The sequence below is a fragment of the Kitasatospora sp. NPDC022856 genome (assembly GCF_055561235.1).
In genome coordinates, this window is record NZ_JBVHHE010000024.1 from 49587 (window position 1) to 70753 (window position 21167).

Annotated in this window: 19 protein-coding genes and 1 pseudogene; 9 read left to right on the forward strand and 11 right to left on the reverse strand. The window is 74.8% G+C overall.

The features are described 5' to 3' along the window. The first annotated feature begins 66 nt into the window (after positions 1–66). The gene (locus ACZ34W_RS27070; protein ID WP_329491568.1) at positions 67–624 is read left to right on the forward strand and encodes a pyridoxamine 5'-phosphate oxidase family protein; all 558 of its coding nucleotides are present in this window, start codon (positions 67–69) and stop codon (positions 622–624) included. 96 nt (positions 625–720) lie between these two features. On the opposite strand, the gene ACZ34W_RS27075 is transcribed toward ACZ34W_RS27070, so the two are convergent. The 3 genes from ACZ34W_RS27075 to ACZ34W_RS27085 all read right to left on the reverse strand — a co-directional run bounded on the left by ACZ34W_RS27075 (position 721) and on the right by ACZ34W_RS27085 (position 4888). Next, a complete protein-coding gene (locus ACZ34W_RS27075) occupies positions 721–1881 on the reverse strand; it encodes a hypothetical protein (RefSeq protein WP_329491567.1) in 1161 nt (386 codons plus the stop codon). Between the two features lie 389 nt (positions 1882–2270). Then, the gene (locus tag ACZ34W_RS27080; RefSeq protein WP_465607760.1) at positions 2271–3374 is read right to left on the reverse strand and encodes an AI-2E family transporter; all 1104 of its coding nucleotides are present in this window, start codon (positions 3372–3374) and stop codon (positions 2271–2273) included. 293 nt (positions 3375–3667) lie between these two features. Beyond that, positions 3668–4888, reverse strand: coding sequence for an MFS transporter (locus ACZ34W_RS27085; RefSeq protein WP_465607762.1), 1221 nt, complete (start codon positions 4886–4888; stop codon positions 3668–3670). Between the two features lie 477 nt (positions 4889–5365). Here ACZ34W_RS27085 and ACZ34W_RS27090 point away from each other — a divergent pair, with 477 nt between their 5' ends. Further along, positions 5366–5752, forward strand: coding sequence for a VOC family protein (locus ACZ34W_RS27090; RefSeq protein WP_465607764.1), 387 nt, complete (start codon positions 5366–5368; stop codon positions 5750–5752). Positions 5753–5936: 184 nt separating this feature from the next. Here the strand turns inward: ACZ34W_RS27090 and ACZ34W_RS27095 are convergent, their stop codons facing one another. The 3 genes from ACZ34W_RS27095 to ACZ34W_RS27105 form a co-directional block, all read right to left on the reverse strand. After that, on the reverse strand, positions 5937–7481 hold the full coding sequence (locus tag ACZ34W_RS27095) for a hypothetical protein (protein WP_465607766.1): 1545 nt from the start codon (positions 7479–7481) through the stop codon (positions 5937–5939). A gap of 143 nt (positions 7482–7624) precedes the next feature. After that, positions 7625–8560, reverse strand: coding sequence for a GNAT family N-acetyltransferase (locus ACZ34W_RS27100; RefSeq protein WP_465607768.1), 936 nt, complete (start codon positions 8558–8560; stop codon positions 7625–7627). Between the two features lie 70 nt (positions 8561–8630). Then, positions 8631–9143 carry a hypothetical protein gene (locus tag ACZ34W_RS27105; RefSeq protein WP_465607770.1) on the reverse strand — a complete coding sequence of 171 codons (513 nt, stop codon included), beginning with the start codon at positions 9141–9143 and terminating at the stop codon, positions 8631–8633. A 314-nt stretch (positions 9144–9457) separates the two neighbouring features. Between ACZ34W_RS27105 and ACZ34W_RS27110 the strand changes: the two genes are divergently transcribed. The 6 genes from ACZ34W_RS27110 to ACZ34W_RS27135 all read left to right on the forward strand — a co-directional run bounded on the left by ACZ34W_RS27110 (position 9458) and on the right by ACZ34W_RS27135 (position 15640). Next, entirely contained in the window at positions 9458–11014 is a 1557-nt protein-coding gene (locus tag ACZ34W_RS27110) for a Re/Si-specific NAD(P)(+) transhydrogenase subunit alpha (protein WP_329491560.1), read from the forward strand. Between the two features lie 6 nt (positions 11015–11020). Continuing rightward, entirely contained in the window at positions 11021–12496 is a 1476-nt protein-coding gene (gene pntB, locus ACZ34W_RS27115) for a Re/Si-specific NAD(P)(+) transhydrogenase subunit beta (protein ID WP_465607772.1), read from the forward strand. A 185-nt stretch (positions 12497–12681) separates the two neighbouring features. Then, positions 12682–13101: a YciI family protein gene (locus tag ACZ34W_RS27120; RefSeq protein ID WP_329491558.1), complete on the forward strand. Its 420-nt coding sequence runs from the start codon at positions 12682–12684 to the stop codon at positions 13099–13101. Further along, positions 13074–14405: an RNA polymerase sigma factor gene (locus ACZ34W_RS27125; RefSeq protein ID WP_465607775.1), complete on the forward strand. Its 1332-nt coding sequence runs from the start codon at positions 13074–13076 to the stop codon at positions 14403–14405. The genes ACZ34W_RS27120 and ACZ34W_RS27125 overlap by 28 nt, the downstream gene beginning before the upstream one ends. Positions 14406–14538: 133 nt before the next feature. Beyond that, positions 14539–14916 carry a hypothetical protein gene (locus tag ACZ34W_RS27130; protein WP_465607777.1) on the forward strand — a complete coding sequence of 126 codons (378 nt, stop codon included), beginning with the start codon at positions 14539–14541 and terminating at the stop codon, positions 14914–14916. A 130-nt stretch (positions 14917–15046) separates the two neighbouring features. Next, entirely contained in the window at positions 15047–15640 is a 594-nt protein-coding gene (locus ACZ34W_RS27135) for a hypothetical protein (RefSeq protein WP_329491555.1), read from the forward strand. Between the two features lie 52 nt (positions 15641–15692). Here ACZ34W_RS27135 and ACZ34W_RS27140 read toward each other — a convergent pair whose 3' ends face one another. After that, positions 15693–16478 carry a GNAT family N-acetyltransferase gene (locus ACZ34W_RS27140; RefSeq protein ID WP_465607779.1) on the reverse strand — a complete coding sequence of 262 codons (786 nt, stop codon included), beginning with the start codon at positions 16476–16478 and terminating at the stop codon, positions 15693–15695. A gap of 42 nt (positions 16479–16520) precedes the next feature. Continuing rightward, entirely contained in the window at positions 16521–17195 is a 675-nt protein-coding gene (locus ACZ34W_RS27145; RefSeq protein WP_465607781.1) for a hypothetical protein, read from the reverse strand. 187 nt (positions 17196–17382) lie between these two features. On the opposite strand from ACZ34W_RS27145, the pseudogene ACZ34W_RS27150 reads away from it, so the two are divergent. Then, positions 17383–17568 (forward strand): annotated as a pseudogene (locus tag ACZ34W_RS27150) (amidohydrolase); the annotation flags it as partial. Between the two features lie 600 nt (positions 17569–18168). Here ACZ34W_RS27150 and ACZ34W_RS27155 read toward each other — a convergent pair. The 3 genes from ACZ34W_RS27155 to ACZ34W_RS27165 form a co-directional block, all read right to left on the reverse strand. Then, entirely contained in the window at positions 18169–18789 is a 621-nt protein-coding gene (locus tag ACZ34W_RS27155; protein ID WP_465607783.1) for a TetR/AcrR family transcriptional regulator, read from the reverse strand. Further along, on the reverse strand, positions 18786–20333 hold the full coding sequence (locus ACZ34W_RS27160) for an MFS transporter (protein ID WP_465607785.1): 1548 nt from the start codon (positions 20331–20333) through the stop codon (positions 18786–18788). The genes ACZ34W_RS27155 and ACZ34W_RS27160 overlap by 4 nt, the downstream gene beginning before the upstream one ends. A gap of 272 nt (positions 20334–20605) precedes the next feature. Continuing rightward, a complete protein-coding gene (locus ACZ34W_RS27165) occupies positions 20606–21016 on the reverse strand; it encodes a Fur family transcriptional regulator (RefSeq protein ID WP_329491548.1) in 411 nt (136 codons plus the stop codon). Between the last annotated feature and the right edge of the window lie 151 nt (positions 21017–21167).

The window sequence follows — 21167 nt, forward strand, 5'->3', positions numbered from 1 at the left end:
CGTGGCAGGGCCGGCGGGCGGCGGGGAGAATGACCCGGAGGGTGGCCACAGGTGAGGAGGACCGCCATGCAGGCCCACGGATCCGCGCAGCAGCCCACCACCGAGCTCGACGCCCGCTACAGCTCCGCGCTCCGCCCCCGTCCGGGCGCCGAGGAGGTCACGGCCACGCCGTGGGCCGAGGCCCGGCGCCGCTTGGAGGCCGCCGAGATCTTCTGGGTGTCGACGGTGCGGCCCGACGGCCGGCTGCACGTCACTCCGGTGATCGCCGCCTGGCACGACGGGGTGCTGTACTTCTCCACCGGCCCGGACGAGCAGAAGGCCAGGAACCTCGCCCACGACGGGCACTGCGCGCTGACGACCGGGGGGAACTCGCTCACCGAGGGCCTCGACCTGGTGATCGAGGGCACGGCCGAGCCGGTGACCGATCCGGCGGTGCTGGAAGCGGTGATCACGGCGTACGAGTCGCAGTACGGCTCGCACATCACCTCGCCCGAGGGCACCTTCCACGGGATCGGGGACGCGTTCCGGAACGGGAGCGTGACGGTGTTCGCGGTGGCGCCGGTCACCGCGTACGGCTTCGGCCGGGACGACGGGGTCTACAGCCACACCCGGTGGACGTTCTGAGCGACGACGGCCGCGGCCGGACGGGCCCCGACGAGCGCCGGGGCGTGGCGGGCCGGCCGAACCGACTCACCACGCCCCGGCGCCACCGGACTGCTCTCAGCCCTCCTGGGCGAGGCTCTTGATCTCCTCGTAGTCCATGCCGAGCCGGCTGAAGACCTGGATCTGCTGCTCGGGCATGCCGAGGCCGACCAGCTCCTTGACCTGGGCGTCGGTCAGCGGCTTGCCCGGGGTGCCGGGCCGGCCGGCGCCGGCGGGGGCACCGGGGCCACCGGCCTCACCGGCGGCGGCGCTCACGAGGGCGAGCGTCGCGTTCTGGATGTCCTTGTCGGTGATCTTCACCGCGTCGGCGGGCGCCTGGACCGCCGGGGCGGAACTGTTGAACGCGAGCTTGACCGGGAAGGTGCTGCCCGGGCCGGCCTTGGGCTCCAGCTGCGCGAGGTCGAAGGTGGCCGAGGAGAAGGTGCCGCCCTTCAGGTACAGGTCGACGCCGATCCTGGTGTCGGCCAGGTCGTCCGGGACCTTGGTGGGGAGCTTGCCGAACTGCTCGGGGAGCTTCGCGGAGAGCGGCTTGAGCGCCTTCAGCAGCTCGTCGGTCAGCTGTCGGGCCGGGGCGCTCACCAGGAGGTGCTCGGCGCCGTCCTTCTTGCCCTTGTCGTCGAAGGTGACGGTCCGGGAGAAGACGTCCTTCAGCGAGACGGCCAGCTGCTCGGCGGTCTCCGGGTCCAGCGTGGGCCGGCCGGACGGGGCGGGGGTGCCGGCGTCGGCGGGCTTCTTGGCCGTGTCCGCGAGCTCCTGCAGGTCGAAGGCGACCCACTTGCCGGCCAGCACGTCCTTGACCGGGTTCAGCTCGGTGGGCAGGTCCTCGGCGACCGCGTCCACCTCCGCCGGGTCCTCGCCGACCAGCTTCACCAGGCCCTTGGCGTCGGCGCGCACGTACGCCTTGGCGTCGACCTGACGGAACTCCAGGAGCGCGGTGCCCTTCTTGTCGGCGAGCAGGTAGGAGACGCGCAGCGACTTGTCCGGCGTCACCTCCTTGCCGGCGCCCCGGGTGTTCTTGAAGGTGTCGAGGTCCTTGAGCGGCTTGTCGGCGGCCATCGCGACCGAGATGCTCAGGCCGGACAGCGCCTCGGCGGTCTTCTGCTCGATCTTGTCACCGGTGGCGTTGCCGAAGGCGACGATCTGCTCCGGCGAGGCGTCCACGGAGAAGGTGAGGCCGGCGGCCTTGCTGTCGCCGAGCTTGTCGAAGGCCTTGGTCACCTTCTGGGCGGCGGTGAGCTGCTCGACCGTCCCACAGGCGGTCAGGCCCGCGGCGAGGACGGAGGCACTGACGACGACGGGAACTGCGCCGCGCGCGGCCCGGCGGATAGCGGTGTTGATGGTACGTCTCCTGTGTGACGGGGCCTGGTGCGGGGGCAGGCCGATCCCTCCCCTGTGGCAGGAAGCGCCACAGCGACGTCACATCTGATCACACAATCCGCAAGGGGGCGCGCCATTATTTTGGCATCTCTTGAACACCTGTCCGACACCCGGTCGTGAACGGCCTTGCGTGCCACCGCCGGTCGCGCAACGACGGCGCGTCCGAAAGACCTCGCCCCGCACCGCCGGAGCGCGCCCTCCGTTCGTACCCGGCGGGTCCTTCCTCGCCGTCAGGGCGTCGACGGCGGCGCCGGTCGCGGGCGGCGCAGCTCGGCGTAGACCGACCAGAGCACCGAGACGGCGGGGACGGCGACCACCGCGCCGATCACCCCGGCCGCGATGCTGCCCGCGAGCACCGAGACCGCGACCACCACCGGGTGCAGGCTGACCGCCCGGCTCATCACCAGCGGGTGGAGCAGATGGCCCTCGATCTGACCGATCACCACGATCAGCAGCAGCACCACGATCGCGATCACCGGGCCGCGGGCGGCCAGCGCCACCAGGGCGGCGACCAGCATCGCGATCGGGGAGCCGACCAGCGGGACGAACGAGGCGAGGAACTCCAGCACCGTCAGGGGCAGGGCGAGCGGCACGTCGAGGAGGAACAGCGAGATGCCGACCATGATCGCGTTGCTCGCCGCGACGACGAAGATGCCCCGGGTGTAGCCGGCGAAGGTCCGCCAGGCCACCCGCCCGCCCCGGTCGAGGTGGTCGGCGGCGGCCGGCGGCAGCTGGGCGGCGGTCCAGCGCCACATCCGCTCGCCGGAGTGCAGGAAGAACACCGACATGAAGAGCGCGAGCGCCGCGCCCGTCCCGATCTCGACCGCCCGGTGGGCGCCGTTGACGACCGTGCTGATCAGCGTCGCGCGGTGCTTGGCGGCGAAGTCGGAGACCTTCTGCTTGAGGTCGTCGAAGGACGTCGGCTCCAGGTGGAGGGGCGGTCCCTTCAGCAGCTTCTCCAACCGGTCCAGGCCGCCCTGGAACTCCCTGGCGAGGCGTGACACGTCGTCCGCCACGTTCTCGCCGATCAGCGCGAGCAGGCCGGCCGGCAGCAGCAGCGCCACCGCCAGGCCGATCAGGACGGCGAGCGGGCGGGGTACCGCGCGGGCCGCCAGGTCGACCAGCGGGCGGATCACCGAGGTGATCACCAGGGCGAGGAAGGCGGCCAGCGTGATCAGGTGGAACTGCCCCAGCACCGTCAGCACCAGGTACGCGGCCACCGCGACGACCAGCAGTCGCCAGGCGTAGTCGGAGAGCCGGCGCAGCCCCGGGCCCGCGCCGGGGGCGGCCGCCGCGGGAGCCGGCCGGCGCGGCCCGGGCCGTCTCACCCGCATGCCGCACCGTCGGCCGCCGCGCCCGCCGGCCCGGCACCACGCGCGGGTGGGCGGCCGCCCGGCGTCGGGGGCCAGCGGTGGGACCGGGGGCTACGGGGGTGCGCAGGCGACATGGATCATGGATAGCGGGTGGGACGCCGCACGGGCGGTTCCCGCGCCGACGGAGCGGGAGGCCGGGCGGCAAGCGGGTGGCCGGCGCGCGGTCGGTGGGCGGTGCGGGGTCAGTGGCCGGCGCGCGGTCGGTGGGCGGTGCGGGGTCAGTGGCCGGCGCGCGGCCGGTGGGCGGTGCGGGGTCAGTGGCCGGCGCGCGGCCGGTGGGCGGTGCGGGCCCGGCGCAGCAGGTAGAGCGCGGAGGCGGCGGCGAGGACGGCCATGCAGGCGGCGAAGACCAGGCCGGCGTCGGCCAGGCCGAGCGGTTCGGCGAGCAGGCCGACCCCGATGACCGGGATCGAGATGCCGAAGTAGGCGACCACGAAGAGCGCCGAGAGCGCGCCACCGCGGTGCTCGGCGGGAGCGGCGGCGGCGATCTCGCCCACCGCGCCGCGCAGGCCCATGCCCTGGCCGGCGCCGCCCACCAGGGCGCTGAGCACCAGCGGCGGGAGGGTGGTCCGGGCGAGCGAGGCGGCCAGCAGGGCCAGCCCGGCGATGAGCACCAGACAGCCGAGCGGGATCGCCCGTGCCGTACCCAGGCGGGGCACCAGGAGCTGGCCGAGGGTGGAGGCGAAGAAGGCCGTGAAGACGATCAGGCCGACGACCGCGGAGTTGTGGACGTCCAGACTCTCGGCGAGGAAGGCGGGGCTGACCGAGGTGAAGACGCCCAGCAGGGCGAAGCCCGCGAAGGCGGCGATCCCGGCCGGCACGAACACCCCCCGGACCTCCGGTGGCAGCGACGGCCGGTGCGGCCGGGCGGTGCGCAGCGGCCGGGCCCCGTCGACCGTCTCCGGGAGGAACCAGAGGACCGCGAACGAAGCGGCGAGCAGCACCAGGTGCACGACGAACGGCAGCACCAGCGGCCCGGGCGCGTACTCGGCGAGCAGCCCCGACAGCAGGGGGCCGCAGCCCAGGCCGCCCATGTTGGCGGCGGTCGCCACGAACCCCGCCCTGGCCTCGCGCCCCGGCGGGGCGAGTTCCAGCACGTACGCGGTGGCCGTCCCGGTGAACAGACCCGCCGACAGGCCGGACAGCAGCCGCCCCAGGCAGAGCAGCGGCAGACCGCCCTCCGCCAGGAAGGCGACGGCGCTGCAGGCCGCGAGCGCCAGCCCGGCGAGCAGCACGGGCCGGCGGCCGACGGAGTCGGAGACGTTGCCGACGAGCAGCAGGACACCGATCACGCCGAACGCGTAGACAGCGAAGACGACCGTCACCATCAGCTCGGAGAAGCCGAGCTCCGCCTGGTAGCGCCCGTACAGCGGGGTGGGCAGCGTGGTGCCCGCCATGCAGACGGCGAAGGCGGCGGCAGCCCCCAGGTAGCCCAGCCGTCCGGCGGCCGGCCGCGCGATCCGACGATCGGTCATCCGCCCACGCTAGGCACCGGGTCGGGAACGCGCGGGCCGGGCTGCGCCGAATGGCCGTGGCCCTCCCAGGAGGAGGGTGCGGGCTCAGGGCGTCACGGCGGGACGCGGCACGGATTCGGCGTGCCGCCCGGCCGCCGGTAGCGGTCGTCACGGTGGCCGGGCTCTGAGCCGTGGCGGGACGGGCCCGGACGGCGAGGAGTGGGGGTACCCGCCGCCCGGGTCACGCTCTTCCCACCCGGTCCTCTTCTCACCCGGATCCGGCCGGACAAACCACCCGGCTCCCGGCGCGCCCCCCAGGGGGCGTTCCCGGTCGCGACACGGCGGGGCCGAGGCTGCCTCCGCTCCGGACGGCCTGGTAGAACGGGACGGCCGGCCCGGGGCGTCAGAGCCGTCCGCACGCCGGGCCGGACCGGCCGGCTCCGGCCGCCGTCACCCACGTGCCCACCGAACGCATCGTGACCCGGGGAGCAGTAGTCCATGAGGATCCACCTGACCAGCGTCTTCGTCGACGACCAGGCCGAGGCCCTGCGCTTCTACACCGAGGTACTGGGCTTCGTGACGAAGCACGACGTCCCGCTCGGCCAGGACCGGTGGCTGACCGTCGTCTCGGCGGAGGATCCGGGCGGCACGGAGCTCCTGCTGGAGCCCAGCGGCCACCCCGCGGTGCGGCCGTACCGGACGGCGCTGGTCGAGGACGGCATCCCGGCAGCGTCCTTCGCCGTGGACGACGTGCCCGCCGAGTACGAGCGACTGCGCGCGCTCGGGGTCCGCTTCACCCAGGAGCCGCAGGAGATGGGCCCGGTGACCACGGCGGTGCTGGACGACACCTGCGGCAACCTGATCCAGCTCGTGCACGGCGGGTAGGAGCGGTCACGGCGGCGGGCGGCCCCCGGGAGCCGCCCGCGGGGTGGGCCCGTGCGTCGGACGGTGACGAGCCCCGCCGAACCGACCGGAACCGCTCCCCCGCCGGTGGGAGCGAGCTCGTGGGATCGAGGCGATCACCGGCGAGGCGCTCCGGTACCGGCCGCTCGTACCCCGAGCGGTCGCGTCACACCCGCCTCGTCCGCCCCGCAGGGCGGCCGAGGGCGCCCACCGCCGCGCCGGCGGCCGTGGCGGCGAGGGCCCAGAGGAAGGCCTGGTCCGAGGCGTCCGACCAGGCCGCCAGCCGGTGGGCCGCCCAGTGGACGTAGGGGATCAGCGCCACCGCGGCGGCCCCGGAACCGAGGACGGCCAGGGCGGGAACCGCGCGGCCGGTCGGCGCGGGGCCGCGCCGCAGGAACCACAGCATCGGCAGCAGGCCCACCGTCAGCACACTCGCCGGCAGCACCCCGGGCACCTTCCAGAACAGCGCGCCGCCGCAGAGGTACGCCGCGAGGCGGACCCAGAGGAGGCAGATTCCCTGACGGAGCAGCAGGAGCAGCAGCTCGCGCGACCGTCCCGCCGGTCCGGCGGCGACCAGCAGCCGGGCGCCCGTGGCCGCCAGCACGCCGGCGAAACCGGCGGTCAGCGCCACGGGCAGGCCCAGCACCGGACGGCGGGGCTGCTCGGGGACGACGATCGTCTGGTGGACGGGGTAACTCCGGCGCGACCAGGTGCCGTCGGGGGTGCCGCGCACCAGTCCGCCGCCCGGGTAGTGGGCCAGCACCGCCCAGCCCTCCGGCGCGGGGACGATGAACAGGTCGGCGGGGTACCCGGCGCGGCCCCCGGTCGGTTCCGCGCCGGGGGACGGCACGGCAGGGGACGGCACGGCGGGGTCGACCGGTTCCCCGTCCACGCCGGTGGGTGACGGAGTCGGGGGCGGGAGCGGCTCGTCGCGCCACGGCGGACCGGGGTCGAACGCGGCCCGCCAGGTCCGGCCGCCGTCCTCGCTGATCTCGATCGGCGAGGTGGAGTCGAGCAGTCGGAAGCACGGCCCCGGCTCGCCCTCCAGGCAGTGGCCGTCCTGCGGCCGGCTGTTCCGCCGGGACTTCTCGACGCCACCGGACCGCTTCTCCTCGGTCCAGGTCGCGCCGCCGTCCTGCGACGCCCACCGGCCGGCTTCGGTGTCCAGGATCGCCCGCGCCCCGGCGTGCCAGAGGACGGGCCGCGGCGGCTCCCCGATCTTGGAGGTGGCCACCATGGCGACCACGGCCAGCGGCACGCCCAGCAGGGCCGCCCCCCGCCGGGGCCGCCGCGTCGCCCGCGACCGCTTCCACAGCCACCAGGAGACGCCCAGCGCCGGCAGGGCCAGCAGGTCGCTCCGGTCCCCCTGGATCCGGCTCGGTACGCCGCTCCACGACCAGACGGTCGAGGCGAGTTCGCCACCGGCCTCGCCGGACTTCGCGACGGTGAACATCACCGCCGTGACCGCCAGCCCGGCGATCGCCGGGCGGTCACCGCGCAGGCGCAGCAGCGGCGTCAGCAGGAGGGCCAGGACCACCGGCGAGACCAGCATCCACGCCAGGTCGCTGACCTTCCCGGTGACCGCGCCCGGCCAGAGCCGTTTGGCGACATGGTCGTTGACCAGCAGCACCAGCACGGCGCCCGACGTCCCCGGGTGCCCCGCCCAGCGGACGACCGGCCGGACCGCTCCCCACTCCCCCGTCCCGCGCATTCCCCGAGCCTCCCCCGCCCGTGGCACGGGCACGCCGCGCACCGTGTTCCGAACCGGACACGAGTGGATGACGGCGCGTCAGATTCCGGAAGCCGGTGGCGACCTGCGCCGGTCGCCACCGGCCCCGGGCTACCGGCCCCGGGCTACCGCGGGGGGCACTCCAGGACCAGGCGGATCTCGGTGACCTCGTACCCGGCACGGTCGAACGCGGCGGCCATCGGGACGTTGACGGTGTCGGTGGTCGCGGTGATCCGCTCGGCGCCCGCCGCCGCGTGGAAGCGGGTGATCTCCGCCAGGATCTCGTCGATCAGGCCCCTGCCGCGCTGCTCCGGCACGACGCCCAGGTAGCCGACGTTGCGGTGGTAGGGCGTCGCGGAGGGGATCGCCATCCCGGCCGGCGTGCCGTCCGGGAGCTCGGCCAGCCGCCACCACGAGCGCTCGCCGGGGCAGCTCAGGTAGAAGTCGAAGTCCTCCCGGGCCAGTTGACCGGCATCCATGGTGAGCAGCTCGTTCTGCGTCGCCAGGTCGAGGCTGTCCTGCGAGAGGCGCACGAAGGCCTCCAGGAACTCCTCGTCGGTGCCCTCGCGAAAGACCAGCCGCCCGGTCGGTTCGGCGGTCCCGCGCCGCGGGGTCCACTCGTAGCGGAGCCGCTCGATCTCCCGGGTCATACCGGCCCGCTCCGCCGCCTGCCGGCGCCAGGCGACCGCCTCGGCCAGCTCGGGCTCCGCCCGCCAGCCGCGCGGCAGCGAGATGTGGTAGCCCGGACGGTTCCCGAAGGCGGCGTGGCCGGCCTCCAGCAGGGCGGTGGCGACAGCGGCCGGATCGGCCACCCCCGCGCGGACCTGGAGGCAGTCCAGCGCGATCGGGCGCTCGCTGTCGGAACGGCCCCACCACAGGGCGCGGGCCAGGATCCCGCCGTCCTCGTCCTGGGCGACCCAGACCCACTCGGGGCGGATCCGGTTCTCGGCGAGCTCCTCGCGGACCTTCTCGGCGGTCAGGGCGGGGACGGGGCCGTCGGCCGGGTAGGTGACGGCACGGTCCAGGTCGGAGGGGTCTGCGGTGGCAGCACGGAAGATCATCCGGAGATGATCACACGAGCCCGACCGCCCCGGCCACCTCCGTCCGGCGGCGGTGGCCGGTCAGCGAGTGTCAGGCGGCGTGCGCCGCCAGGAAGGCTCCGGCGTGGGCGGCGGCCTCCTCCTTGCTCGCGCACCGGGTGTCGGCGGCGCCGCGCGTGCCGTCCGCACCCTCGCCCGACCAGCTCCAGCCGCCGGACTCCGGGGCCCGCACCAGCTCGGCCGTACCGCCGAACAGCCGCAGGGCCGCGCCTGCCCGCGCCGCGGGGCGGGTGACCGCCTCGGGCCACTTCTTGCGCGCGCCCTGCCGGGTGATCCCCCACACCGCACCGAGCTGCTCGTAGCTCGCGCCGTAGGAGCCGGCGGTGCCGGCCGCGATCGCCGTCAGCCGCTTGACCTCCGCGTCCACCACCTTCCAGGCGGCGAGGACGGACAGGGCCACCTCGACCGGCTCCGCCTCCCACATCCGCTCCTCGGGCAGCCCGGACGTGCGCGCGTGGAGGGCCGAGGCGAGCGGATTCAGGGCGTCGAGGAGCGCCTTGGCCAGCTGCGCCTGCTCTTCCAGGGTGATCTCAGCCGAAGTCATGCGACAACCCTAGTTTCCGAAAACGAATCTGGCAACCTTTGTTACCGGACGCGGGCGCGAAGCGACGGCCGATCAGACGGGGTGTCAGAAACCTTGCGGCCGAGCGAGGATGGCTCGACACCCGGGGCGCACCCGGGTGGCGAGCACGCGACCCGACCCGCCCGACAGGGCGCGAACGGGTGAAGCATGTCACGGCTTCGCCCCGTCCCCCGGCAGGGCCCGGGCGGGTAGGTTCCTGCGTCCAAGGGGAGGAGACTCCCCCTCGGGCGCAGGTCCCGCCGTCAAGAGTTCCTCCGACGAGAGAGGCACGAGTGATGTCTGCACAGGACGCCACGCACCACCCCCCGCTGCGCATCGGTGTGGTCGCCGAATCGGCCACCGGGGAGACCCGCGTCGCCGCGACACCCTCGACGGTGCGCGGACTGCTGGCGCTCGGCTACGAGGTCGCGGTCGAGTCCGAGGCCGGCGCGGCCTCCGGCTTCGCCGACGAGGCCTACACCGAGGCCGGCGCGCGGATCGGGGACGCCTGGCGGGCCGACATCGTCCTGAAGGTCAACGCGCCGTCCACCGACGAGATCGCCCGGCTGAGTGACGGCGCGACCCTGGTCGGCCTGCTCGCACCGGCCCAGCGGCCCGACCTGCTGGAGGCGCTGTCCGCGCGCCCGGTCACCGCGCTCGCCCTGGACGCGGTGCCCCGGATCTCGCGCGCGCAGTCGATGGACGTGCTCAGCTCGATGGCGAACATCGCCGGGTACCGGGCCGTGATCGAGGCCGCCCACGTGTTCGGCCGCTTCTTCACCGGCCAGGTGACCGCCGCGGGCAAGGTCCCGCCGGCGAAGGTCCTGGTGGCCGGCGCCGGCGTGGCCGGGCTCGCCGCCATCGGCGCCGCCTCCAGCCTGGGGGCGATCGTCCGAGCGACCGACCCGCGGCCCGAAGTCGCCGACCAGGTCAAGTCGTTGGGCGGCGAGTACCTCCCCGTGCGGGTCGCCCAGGAGGCGAGCACCGACGGGTACGCCAAGGCGACCTCCGCCGACTACGACCGGGCCGCCGCCGAGCTGTACCACGCGCAGGCCCAGGACGTGGACATCGTCGTCACCACCGCGCTGATCCCCGGGCGGACCGCCCCGCGGCTGCTCACCGCCGCGGACGTGGCGGCGATGAAGCCCGGCAGCGTCGTGGTGGACATGGCCGCCGCCCAGGGCGGCAACGTCGAGGGAACGGTGGCGGGCCGCACGGTGGTCACCGCCAACGGCGTCACCCTGATCGGCTACACCGACCTCGCGGCCCGGCTGCCCGCCCAGGCCTCCCAGCTGTTCGGGACCAACCTGGTCAACCTGCTCACCCTCCTGACCCCCGGCAAGGACGGGCGGCTGGTCCTCGACCTCGACGACGTGGTCCAGCGCGCGGTGACCGTGGTCCGGGCGGGCGAGGTCACCTGGCCGCCACCGCCGGTGGCCGTCTCGGCCGCCCCCGCCGCGCAGCCCGCGGCCGCGCCGGCCGCGCCGGAACCGAAGCGGCCCCGGCTCACCCCGGCCGCCCGCTTCGGCCTGATCGGCCTCGGCATGCTGGCGATGTTCCTCCTCGTCGCCGTGGCACCGGCCCAACTCGCCGAGAACTTCACGGTGTTCGCGCTCGCGGTGGTCATCGGCTACTACGTGATCGGGAAGGTCCACCACGCCCTGCACACCCCGCTGATGTCGGTGACCAACGCGATCTCCGGGATCGTCGTGGTCGGCGCGCTGCTGCAGATCGGACACGGGGGTGCGCTCGTCACCGTCCTGTCCTTCGTGGCCATCCTGCTGACGAGCGTGAACATCTTCGGCGGCTTCGCCGTCACCCGCCGCATGCTGTCCATGTTCTCGAAAGGCTGAGCCCCGATGACTACCTCGACGGCCGCCCATGCCGCGGACCTGGTCGCCGCGCTGTTGTTCATCCTCAGTCTGGCCGGGCTGTCCCAGCACCGCACCTCCCGCGCCGGGGTCGTCTACGGCATCGCCGGCATGGCGCTCGCCCTGGTCGCCACCGTCGTGCTGGCGTCCCGCAGCATCACCGCCGGCGCGGTCGCCCTGATCGTCGTCGCGATGGCGCTGGGCGCCGTGATCGGGTTGTGGCGGGCCCGGCAGGTCGAGATGACGCAGATGCCGGAACTGATCGCCGTGCTGCACAGCTTCGTCGGCCTCGCCGCGGTGCTGGTCGGCTGGAACAGCTACCTGGAGGTCGAGTCGCGGGGCTCGGCCCAGGTCGCCGTCGCCGCCGACCTGCTGCGGATCCACCACGCCGAGGTCGTGATCGGCATCTTCATCGGCGCGGTGACCTTCACCGGCTCCGTCGTCGCCTTCCTCAAGCTGTCCGGCCGGATCGCCTCGCGGCCGCTGATGCTGCCCGGCAAGAACGCGCTGAACCTCGGCGCGCTGGGCGTGTTCGTCGCACTGACGGTCTGGTTCACCGTCAGCCCGGGCCTCGGCCTGGTGATCGCGGTGACCGCGCTCGCCCTCGCGCTGGGCTGGCACCTGGTGGCTTCGATCGGCGGCGGCGACATGCCCGTCGTCGTCTCGATGCTCAACAGCTACTCGGGCTGGGCCGCGGCCGCCGCCGGGTTCCTGCTCGACAACAACCTGCTCATCGTCACCGGCGCACTGGTCGGCTCCTCCGGCGCCTACCTCTCGTACATCATGTGCCGGGCGATGAACCGCTCCTTCATCTCCGTCATCGCCGGCGGCTTCGGCATCGAGGCGCCGTCCGGCGGGACGGAGGAGCAGGGCGAGCACCGCGAGGTGCGCGCCGAGGAGGCGGCGCGGCAGCTCGCACAGGCCCGGTCGGTCGTCATCACCCCCGGGTACGGGATGGCGGTGGCGCAGGCGCAGCACCCGGTCGCCGAGCTCACCCGCCGGCTGCGCGAGCGCGGCGTCGACGTCCGCTTCGGGGTCCACCCCGTCGCCGGGCGGCTGCCGGGGCACATGAACGTGCTGCTCGCCGAGGCGAAGGTGCCGTACGACATCGTCCTGGAGATGGACGAGATCAACGACGACCTCGCCGCCACCTCCGTCGTCCTCGTCATCGGCGCCAACGACACCGTGAATCCGGCCGCCACCGACGACCCGACCAGTCCGATCGCCGGCATGCCGGTGCTGCGGGTGTGGGAGGCGGAGCAGGTGATCGTGTTCAAGCGGTCGATGGCCCCCGGCTACGCCGGGGTCCAGAACCCGCTGTTCTTCCGCGAGAACACCGCCATGCTCTTCGGCGACGCCAAGCAGAGCGTCGAGGACATCCTGCGCGCCCTCGACGACGACGGCCGGGACGCCCCGGCCCCGGCCGCCCGCCGGACGGCGGCGGCCGGCCGGAGCGCCGGGTAGACCCCCCGGCCGACCGTTCCCGCGGCCCGGCGGCGGGAACGGTCGGCCGGATCCTTCCGGGCCCGGAAGAGCCCGGAAGGACCCGGCCCGGAAATTCCTTCGCCGCCGTGTCGATCCGCGGCCGTCCCGTTCGACCTGGGATAGAGAGGACCGAAGAACGGTCCCCGGGACGAAGGAGAGCAGTCGTGGCGAAGTACATGTTGATCATGCGGGGCAGCGACGAGTCGATCGCGAAGATGATGGAGACGCCGTTCGACGAGATGCTCGCGACCATGGGCCGCTACAACGACGAGCTGATCCGGGCCGGCGTGCTCGTCGCGGCCGAGGGCCTGGACGACGCGGCGCAGGGCGTGGTGGTCGACGTCAGCGGGGAGACCCCGGTTGTCACCGACGGCCCGTACGGTGAGACCAAGGAACTGTTCGGCGGCTTCTACATCCTCGACGTGGCCTCGAAGCAGGAGGCGGTCGAGTGGGCCAAGCGGCTGCCGTCCTTCCCCGGCACCAAGATCGAGATCCGGCGCGTGCCGGGGATCGACGAGTTCCCGCAGGACAACGAGTGGATCATCAAGGAACGGGCATGGCGCGAGCGGACCGGCCAGCTCTGACACCTCCGGCACCGGACGATCCGCCGGGCGGCGCGGCCGCCCGGCGGGCGGTCGAGGCCCTCTGGCGGATCGAGTCCGCGCGGATCGTCGGCGCGCTCACCCGGTACACCGGGGACTTCGACCTGGCCGAGGACGTCGCGCAGGAGGCCCTGGCCCAGGCGCTCGTCGCCTGGGCGCGCGACGGCGAGCCGGCCAGCCCGGTGGGCTGGCTGCTGAACACCGCCCGGCGGCGCGCCATCGACCACTTCCGCCGCCGCGCCGCCCTCGACGACCGCTACGCCGCGCTGGCCGGCGGGCTCGGCGAGGGCGGGGCGAGCTCGGGCGCCGAGCCGCCCGCGGACCGGTCCGACGACCCGCCCTGGGACCCGGACCGGATCGAGGACGACGTCCTCGCACTGATCTTCGTGGCCTGCCACCCCGTGCTGTCGCCCGAGGCCCGCACGGCGCTGACCCTGCGCGTGGTGGCCGGCCTCTCCAGCGAGGAGATCGCCCGGGCCTTCCTGGTACCCGTGCCGACCGTCCAGGCGCGGATCACCCGGGCGAAGAAGACGATCGGCGCGGCCGGGGTGCCCTTCGAGCTGCCCCCGGCGACGGAACGGCGCGAGCGGCTCGGCGGGGTCCTCAGCGTGCTCTACGTGATCTTCACCGAGGGCTCGACGGCGACGTCCGGCGACCGGCTGCTGCGCCCCGGTCTCGCCTACGAGGCGATCCGGCTGGCCCGCACGCTCACCGCGCTGCTGCCCGCGGAACCGGAGGTGTTCGGGCAGCTCGCCCTCTTCGAGCTCACCGCCGCGCGCTTCCCCGCGCGCACCGGTGCGGACGGCGAGGCCGTGCTGCTGGAGGACCAGGACCGCCGGTTGTGGGACCGCTCCGCCGTCCGCCGCGGCCTGGCCGCGCTCACCCGGGCGACGGCCGCCGGGCGCGGCCTCGGGCCGTACGGCCTGCAGGCGGCGATCGCCGCCTGCCACGCCACGGCTCCCTCCGTCCCGGAGACCGACTGGGACCGGATCGTGCTGCTCTACGAGGCGCTCGGCCGGGTCGCGCCCTCCCCCGTGGTCGAACTCAACCGGGCGGTCGCCGTCGCCATGGCGTCGGGGCCGCAGGAGGCGCTTCCCCTGGTCGACACGCTGGCCGCCGCCGGCCGACTGTCCGGCTCCCACCTGCTGCCGAGCGTGCGCGGCGAGCTGCTCTCCCGGCTCGGCCGCACCGCGGAGGCGCGGGCGGAGCTGGAACTCGCCGCCCGGCTCTGCCGCAACACCCGCGAGCGGTCGGTCCTGCTGCGCAAGGCGACGGCGCTTGGCTGACGCTGCGTCATCTCGCCTACGGGAACCGGGCGTCGCCCCCCGGCGTCCTCCTCCGCGACGAGGACGGCCGGGGTGCGGGGGCGGCCGTCCCTCGGGTCGGGCGGCCCCGCACCGGTACACCAGGGGGACGCCGATGATCGAGTACTTCCGTGGCCGCGGCCGGGCCGTCAGGATCGGCTGGGCGGCGGCCCTCCGGGCGCTCCTCCCGGTGGTCGCCGACTTCCACTTCGAGAACACCGTCCGGGAGAACGGCGAGATCACCGGCTACAGCTACCTCAGCGTCTCGGCGATCGTCGCCGCGCTCTGCGGAGTCGTCTACGCGTTCAGGCGCTTCTCGGCGGCCCGGTACGACGGGGCGCTGACCGGGGCCGTCAAGGCCGCGCTGGTCGCCGTCGTGCTGGTCAGCCTGGTCCAGGGCGTGCGCGGCTCGGGGGTGGTGCCCGCGCAGACCGAGTGCCGCGCCTCCTACAGCCTCCACCTCTGCCGCCCGGCCGACACCGCCCGCGGCTGACCGGCCACCGGCCCGCGCCGCTGGGCCGAGCGGGTGGGGTCGGGCGGGGAGCGGTGTGGGAGCCGGGGGTGACCACGGGTCGGGGCGGGAGGCTGGAGCTCCGGAGCCGGCGGCAGGCAGGAGAGAGCCCGTGAGTGAGCCCAGCCGTCGAGGTGTCCGCGACCGCGCGGCGGTGGGCGGTGCGGACCTGTCCGCCGACCCCGGGGTACTCGGGACGGCGCTCGCCGTGGTGCTGGCGTTCTCCTTCGCCGAGGGCTCCTGGCAGTGGTTCTCCACCTACCTCGGTGTGACGCTGCTCGCGGTGGTCCTCTCCTTCGGCCGGGTGCCGGTCCGCACGCCGGGCCGACGCGTCGGCTATGCCTGCGGCCTGGCGGCGTACGCGCTGGTCGTGGGCCTCTGTGTGGCCCTGGCGCTGGCCCCGGCGCTGCAGCGCTGGGACTGGCTGTTCCCGATGCCGGGCACCCGGCAGTCCTGCCCGGAGGCGGGCCGGTACGAGAGCCTGCGGACCCAGGCCGCCCTGGGGGGCCTGGCCGGGGCGGACCCCGACGCACTGGAGTCCGCGCAGCGGGAGCAGAGCCGCGCGGTCGTCGACGACTGCCTGGCGGCGACGACGACCCACTGGCTGCCGGTCTACGCGCTGGGGGCGGCCCTGCTGGTGGGGGGTGCGGCCGCGTGGTCGTCGGGGCGGGCGAGGACGCGCGGGACGACCGCCGCCTCCGCCTGAACTCCGGCCGCCCTGCGGGCGGGCACGGGCGCCCGGGACGGCGGCGTACCGGTCAGCGCGCGGTGAACGTGGCCTCGGTGAAGGAGGTGACCTCGGTGAAGCCCAGCCGCCGGTACAGTTCCACGGCGGCCGCGTTGTCCGCGCGGACGTTCAGCCCGATGTGGTCGCTGCCGTCCGCGAGCTGCCGGCAGAGCGCGGCCACGCAGGCCCCGGCCGCGCCCTGGCGCCGGACCGCGGGGTGCGTCGTGACGTTGCCGAGCACGGCCACCCGCTGGACGGGCGACCAGGCGTGCACGCCCGCGACGGCGACCAGCCGGCCGTCCCGGCGGGCGCCGACGTACTGGCCGGTGTCGAGCATCCGGTCGTCGAACCAGTTCCCCGGGTAGGCCTCGGCGAACAGCTTCACCAGCTCGGGCAGGTCCGCGCGGCCCAGCGGGACCGGCGCCCACGGGTCGGCGGGGTGCGCCGCCGCGCGCTCCGGGTCGGTCAGCAGCATCCGCAGCAGGGTGCCGTGGCGGCGCACCTCGTACTCCTCGGCCAGCACCTCGGCCGCGTCGCCGGTCAGGTGGCCGAAGAAGCGGCGCGGCAGGACCGGCAGCAGTTCCCGGACCAGCTCCGCCACCTCCGGTGCCTCGGCGGCCCCGCCGAAGGCGAGCAGGGTGGGGGTGTCGCCGACCGCGTACAGCAGCGCCACCGGACCGTCCGGGGCGACGCCGTACCAGGAGGTGTGCGGCCACAGCAGGTCGTCGAGGTCACCGAGTTCCATCAGGTGCAACGCCGGGTCCCGTCGGAAGCGGGCTTCGAGGGCGGCTCGGTCGTGCAGGCTCCGCAAAGGCATCGGGCCAGCATACGGAAGCAGCCGGGCCGGCCGGCCGGAGGCTCAGGAGGTGAGCTGCCCGGGCCGCCCCGGCACCCAGAGCGGCACCGGACCGGCCTGGGCCATCGACCGGATGGCGTACTCCTCCAGCGTGGCGGCCGCCCTACCCGGGTCGTCGCCGCTCAGTTCCGCCAGGGCGGTGGCGGCGGAGCGGGCGCAGGCGAGGATGAGCGCGAGCGTGTCCTGGCGGCGGTGCCGGCGGCGGACGTAGGCCTCGGACCGTTCGGCGATGCGGCGGTCGTGGCACTCCCGCTCCGCCGCCGCGTCGGGGCCGTCGGCGGTCGCCGCCTGCACGCCGTGCCAGAGCAGGGCGAGCGCGACGGGCTCGACCGGATGGGCGGTGTCGGAGCACCGCGACCGCTCGTGCGCCTCCGCCGACTCCCGGCCCAGCAGCTCCAGCGCCGCCGGCCCGTCCCCCTCGCGGGTCAGCAGGACCAGCTCCGCCGCCCGGCGGACGAGCTGGTGCAGGGCCGCGCCCGCCGGCACCCGGAGCCCGGGCGCGGCCGGGTCGGCGAAGGCCAGCCAGGTGTCGGCGAACGAGGCCGCCCGCAGTTGCCACAGCCAGGGCCGGGCCCCGGCCCCGAGCCGTTCGCCGGTCGCCAGCCGGATCAGCCCCACGGCGGCGAGATCCGCCGCATCGGTGTCCGACCCGAGCCCGAACAGCCGTCCATTCCTCATCACGCACCCCCGTCAGCGCCATCACTCTGTGACGCGCACATCTCACCACATTGGGACGCGGACGAACTGGCCACGGCCCCCGATGAGACCCACGACACGTGGCCGGCCGGCTGCCCCGGACCGCTCACCGGAGGTGCCGGCACCCGGCGGCGCCCCGCGTCGGGCCGGCGGCGATAAGGGTGGCCCCGGCGCCACCGTCGTCCTCGGCTCGGACTGGCCGATCGCCCCCCACCCGCCGCTGGGCGTGATGGCCGGATCCCGCCACCGCCGCCCCAGCCGCGACCTCACCGAGCCGCCGCACGGGATCGAGCAGGCGCTCACCCCGCTGGAAGCCCTCCGGGGCATGACCGTCAACCCCGCCCGGGCCGCCGGGGCCGGCGCTCCGGCCGCCTTCCTCGTGTACCCGTCGGGGGCGTTCCTCCGGTACGTCTTCCTGCTCCCGCTCTGGCTGCTGCTCGCCGGGCCGGTCCTGATCGCCCCGCCGGACGCCGTCGACCGGTCCGCGCGCGGCCGCACCGGGGCGGCGCTCGCCGCCGTCGCCGTGGCACTGCCGATGACCGCGCTCGTCCTGCGCTGGCCGTGGGCCGGCCCCGGGGACCTCTCCGAGCCCGTCTTCTCCGACGGCCTGCGGACCCTCCTCGACGTCTCCACGGCCTGGCCCGCCCTGGTGATGACGATCGCCTACCTCGTCCAGCTCGCCGCCGCCCGCCCCGACCGGCTGCGGGCCGCCGGCGCCGCCCTGGCCGTCCTCCCCTGGACCGCCATGCTGGCCCCGCCCTACTACTGGGCGCCGCCGATCGGGTTCGCCGAACTCGCCCGCGACGCCGGGGTCGTCGCCGCCTTCCTGGCCGTCGCCACCGCCCTCGCCGCGCTGCGCCACACCCGCGCCACCACCCCGGAGCCGGTCGAACCGGCCTGACGGCGGGGCCCCGACCGGCGTGACCGGTCGGGGCCCGCACGGGGCCGGCCGGTCTCAGGCCCCGTCGACGAGCCGTTGCAGCGCCGGGGCGTACAGCTCGGCCAGCCGCTCGGGGGTGGCGCGGTCGCCCGCGCCCGGGCGGTGCAGGCTGAGCGTCGCGCCGAGCCCGAGCAGCTGGCCGGCGATCAGTTCGGCGCGCAGTTCGGCGTCCGGCCCCGGCAGGGAGGCGGCGAGGCGGTCCGTCACCTGGCGGCGGAACCGTTCGCGCAGCAGGGTCCGCTCGTCGTCGTTGCCGAGCGAGAAGACCACGCGCAGCAGGGGGTCGCCGCGCTGCTCCCGGCGCATCCGGACCACGGTGAGCACCAGGTGGCGGCCCAGCGCGCCGGGTTCGGCGGCGAACATCTCGTCCGCCGCCGGCCCGAAGTCGGCGACGGTGTTGAACAGGTGCTCCTTGCTGCCGAACCGCTTCACGATCAGCGACGGGCTGACGCCCGCGTCGGCCGCTATCCCCCGCATGGTGACGTCGGCGTAGGGGCGCAGGGCGAAGGCCCGGCGGGCGGCGCGCAGGATCGCGTCCCGCCCGGTGCCCTGCTCGGCCTCGCCGAGCTGTTCGGGCCGCCCGGTCACCGGCCCGGGGGCCGGTTCGGTCGCGCCGGTCTCGTCGGCGATGGTCATGCGCTCTCCTGGGCCGGGGCCGCCGGGGTCGTCACCCCGACCGTACCGGCTGCGGCGGGGCCCGGGCGCGCCGTGCGGCCGGCGGGCAGGAAGAGGGTCGCGACCAGCGCGGCGGCGGCCATCCCGGCCGCGATCAGGAAGATCAGCAGATAGGCGTGCAGGGTGGGGGCGGTGCGCCCGGCGACGGTGAACGTGACGTGGGCGAGCACGGCGGTGACCACCGCGCTGCAGCAGGCCTGCCCGACCGAGCGCATCAGCGTGTTCAGCCCGTTCGCCGCACCCGTCTCGCTGACCGGCACCGCCCGCATCACCAGCGCGGGCAGCGCCGAGTACGCGAGGGCGGTGCCGGAGGCGACGACGGTGGCACCGGCCACGATCAGCCAGAGGCTGTGACTGGTGAAGAAGCGCACCAGGTAGCCGACCACCATCACGGACGCCGCGACGGCGAGCGTCGTCCGGGGGCCGTACTTGGCGGAGATCCGGGCGGACAGCGGGGACAGCGCGACCATCGCCAGGCCGCCCGGCAGCAGGCAGAGCCCGCCCACCACGATCGAGGCGCCGAGACCGTAGCCGGTCTCCTTGGGCTCCTGCACCATCTGCGCGGTGACCAGGGAGTTCGCGTAGAAGGCGAAGCCGATGAGCATCGCGGCCAGGTTGGTCAGCAGCACCGCGGGCCGGGCCGAGACCCGCAGGTCGACCATCGGCGAGGCGGTGCGCAGCTCGTACCGGCCCCAGAGCAGCCCGAGCAGCAGCGAGCCGCCGAGCAGGCCGAGCGTGCGCGGCGAGGTCCAGCCCCAGCCGGCGCCCTGGGTGATCGCGAGCAGCAGGCCGACCAGGACGGCGCCGAGGCCGAGGGTCCCGGGGAGGTCGAAGCGCCCACGGGAGCGCAGCGGCGACTCCGGCACGATCCGGAGCACCAGGGCGATGTCCAGCACGCCGAGCGCGGCGGAGGCCCAGAACATGGTGTGCCAGTCGAAGTTCTCCACGACCAGCGCCGCCACCGGCAGCCCTGTCGCGGCGCCGATGCCGAGGGTGGAGCTCATCAGGGCGATGGAGGGCAGCACCCGCTCGGGCGGCAGTTCGTCGCGGATGATGCTGATGCCGAGCGGGATGACGGCGAGGGCCGCGCCCTGCAGCGCGCGGCCGGCGATCAGCACGCCGATCTGCGAGCTCACGGCGCACAGCACGGACCCGGCGGTGAGCACGCCCAGCGAGGCGAGCAGCACCCGGCGCTTGCCGTACATGTCGCCGACCCGGCCGAGCACGGGCGTGAAGACCGCGCCGGTCAGCAGGGTGACGGTGACCAGCCAGCCGGCCGCGCCCGGCGAACTGCCGGTCAGCGCGGGCACGTGCGGGAGCAGCGGGACGACCAGGGTCTGCATGATCGCGACCACGACGCCGCAGAAGGCGAGGACGGGCACGATCAGATCGGCCCGCGGCGTCCTGGCGGACGGGACGGGGGAGGTCTGGCCGGGCTCGGCCGTCACCGGGGTCATCGTGCTCCAGACGCTGGTCCACAGACGGGTGCACAGACGTTCACCCATCCCAGGGTAAACGCTTGTGCACCCCCTGTCCCGCCCTTTACGCATCCAGCCCCGACGGCCGCGCCCCCGTCGCCGACGGCGGCACCGACGGCGCCGGTCGGGGCGGTGGTTCGTCGAGTTCCAGCGGGGCGATCATCGTCGTCGACAAGAGCAGCAGCGGTTCGAGCACCTTGAGCGGCCGTCCGCCGACCGCACCGCAGCCGAAGGGGCCGGCCGAACCCAAGGGTTCGGCCGGCCCCTTCGGCGTGTCGGCGAGGTGTCGGCCCCGGGCGTCAGGCGCAGTCCGGGCAGATCCCGCGGTAGGTGACCTCGGCGGTGGCGACGGCGAAGCCGAACCGCTGCTCGGCCGGAAGGTCGGCCAGCGGGTCCCCGGCCGGGTGGACGTCGCGGATCGTGCCGCAGCCGGAGCACACCAGGTGCTGGTGCGGGCGGTGGGCGTTGGGGTCGTAGCGCCGGGCCCGGCCGTCGGTGGCGACCTCCATGACCTCGCCGAGTCCGACCAGTTCGCCGAGGGTGTTGTAGACGGTCGCGCGGGAGATCTCCGGCAGCCGCTGGACCGCGCGGGCGTGCACCTCGTCGGCCGTGAGATGGACGTGATCGCCGTCGAGGACCTCCGCGACGACGCGCCGCTGGGCGGTCAGTCGCCAGCCGCGCCCTCTCAGCCGTACCAGCAGGTCACTCATATCGGTTCACCTATTCAGGCTCATGGGGGAACCCCGGATTCTAGCAGTGGCCTTCCGAACCCCGACGGGATAGTGACTCGGTGTGGTTCTTGACTTGGAATCTGTCCATCGTAGGATCGGTTCCGGCGATAGCCTAGGGGGCAGTGAGGCT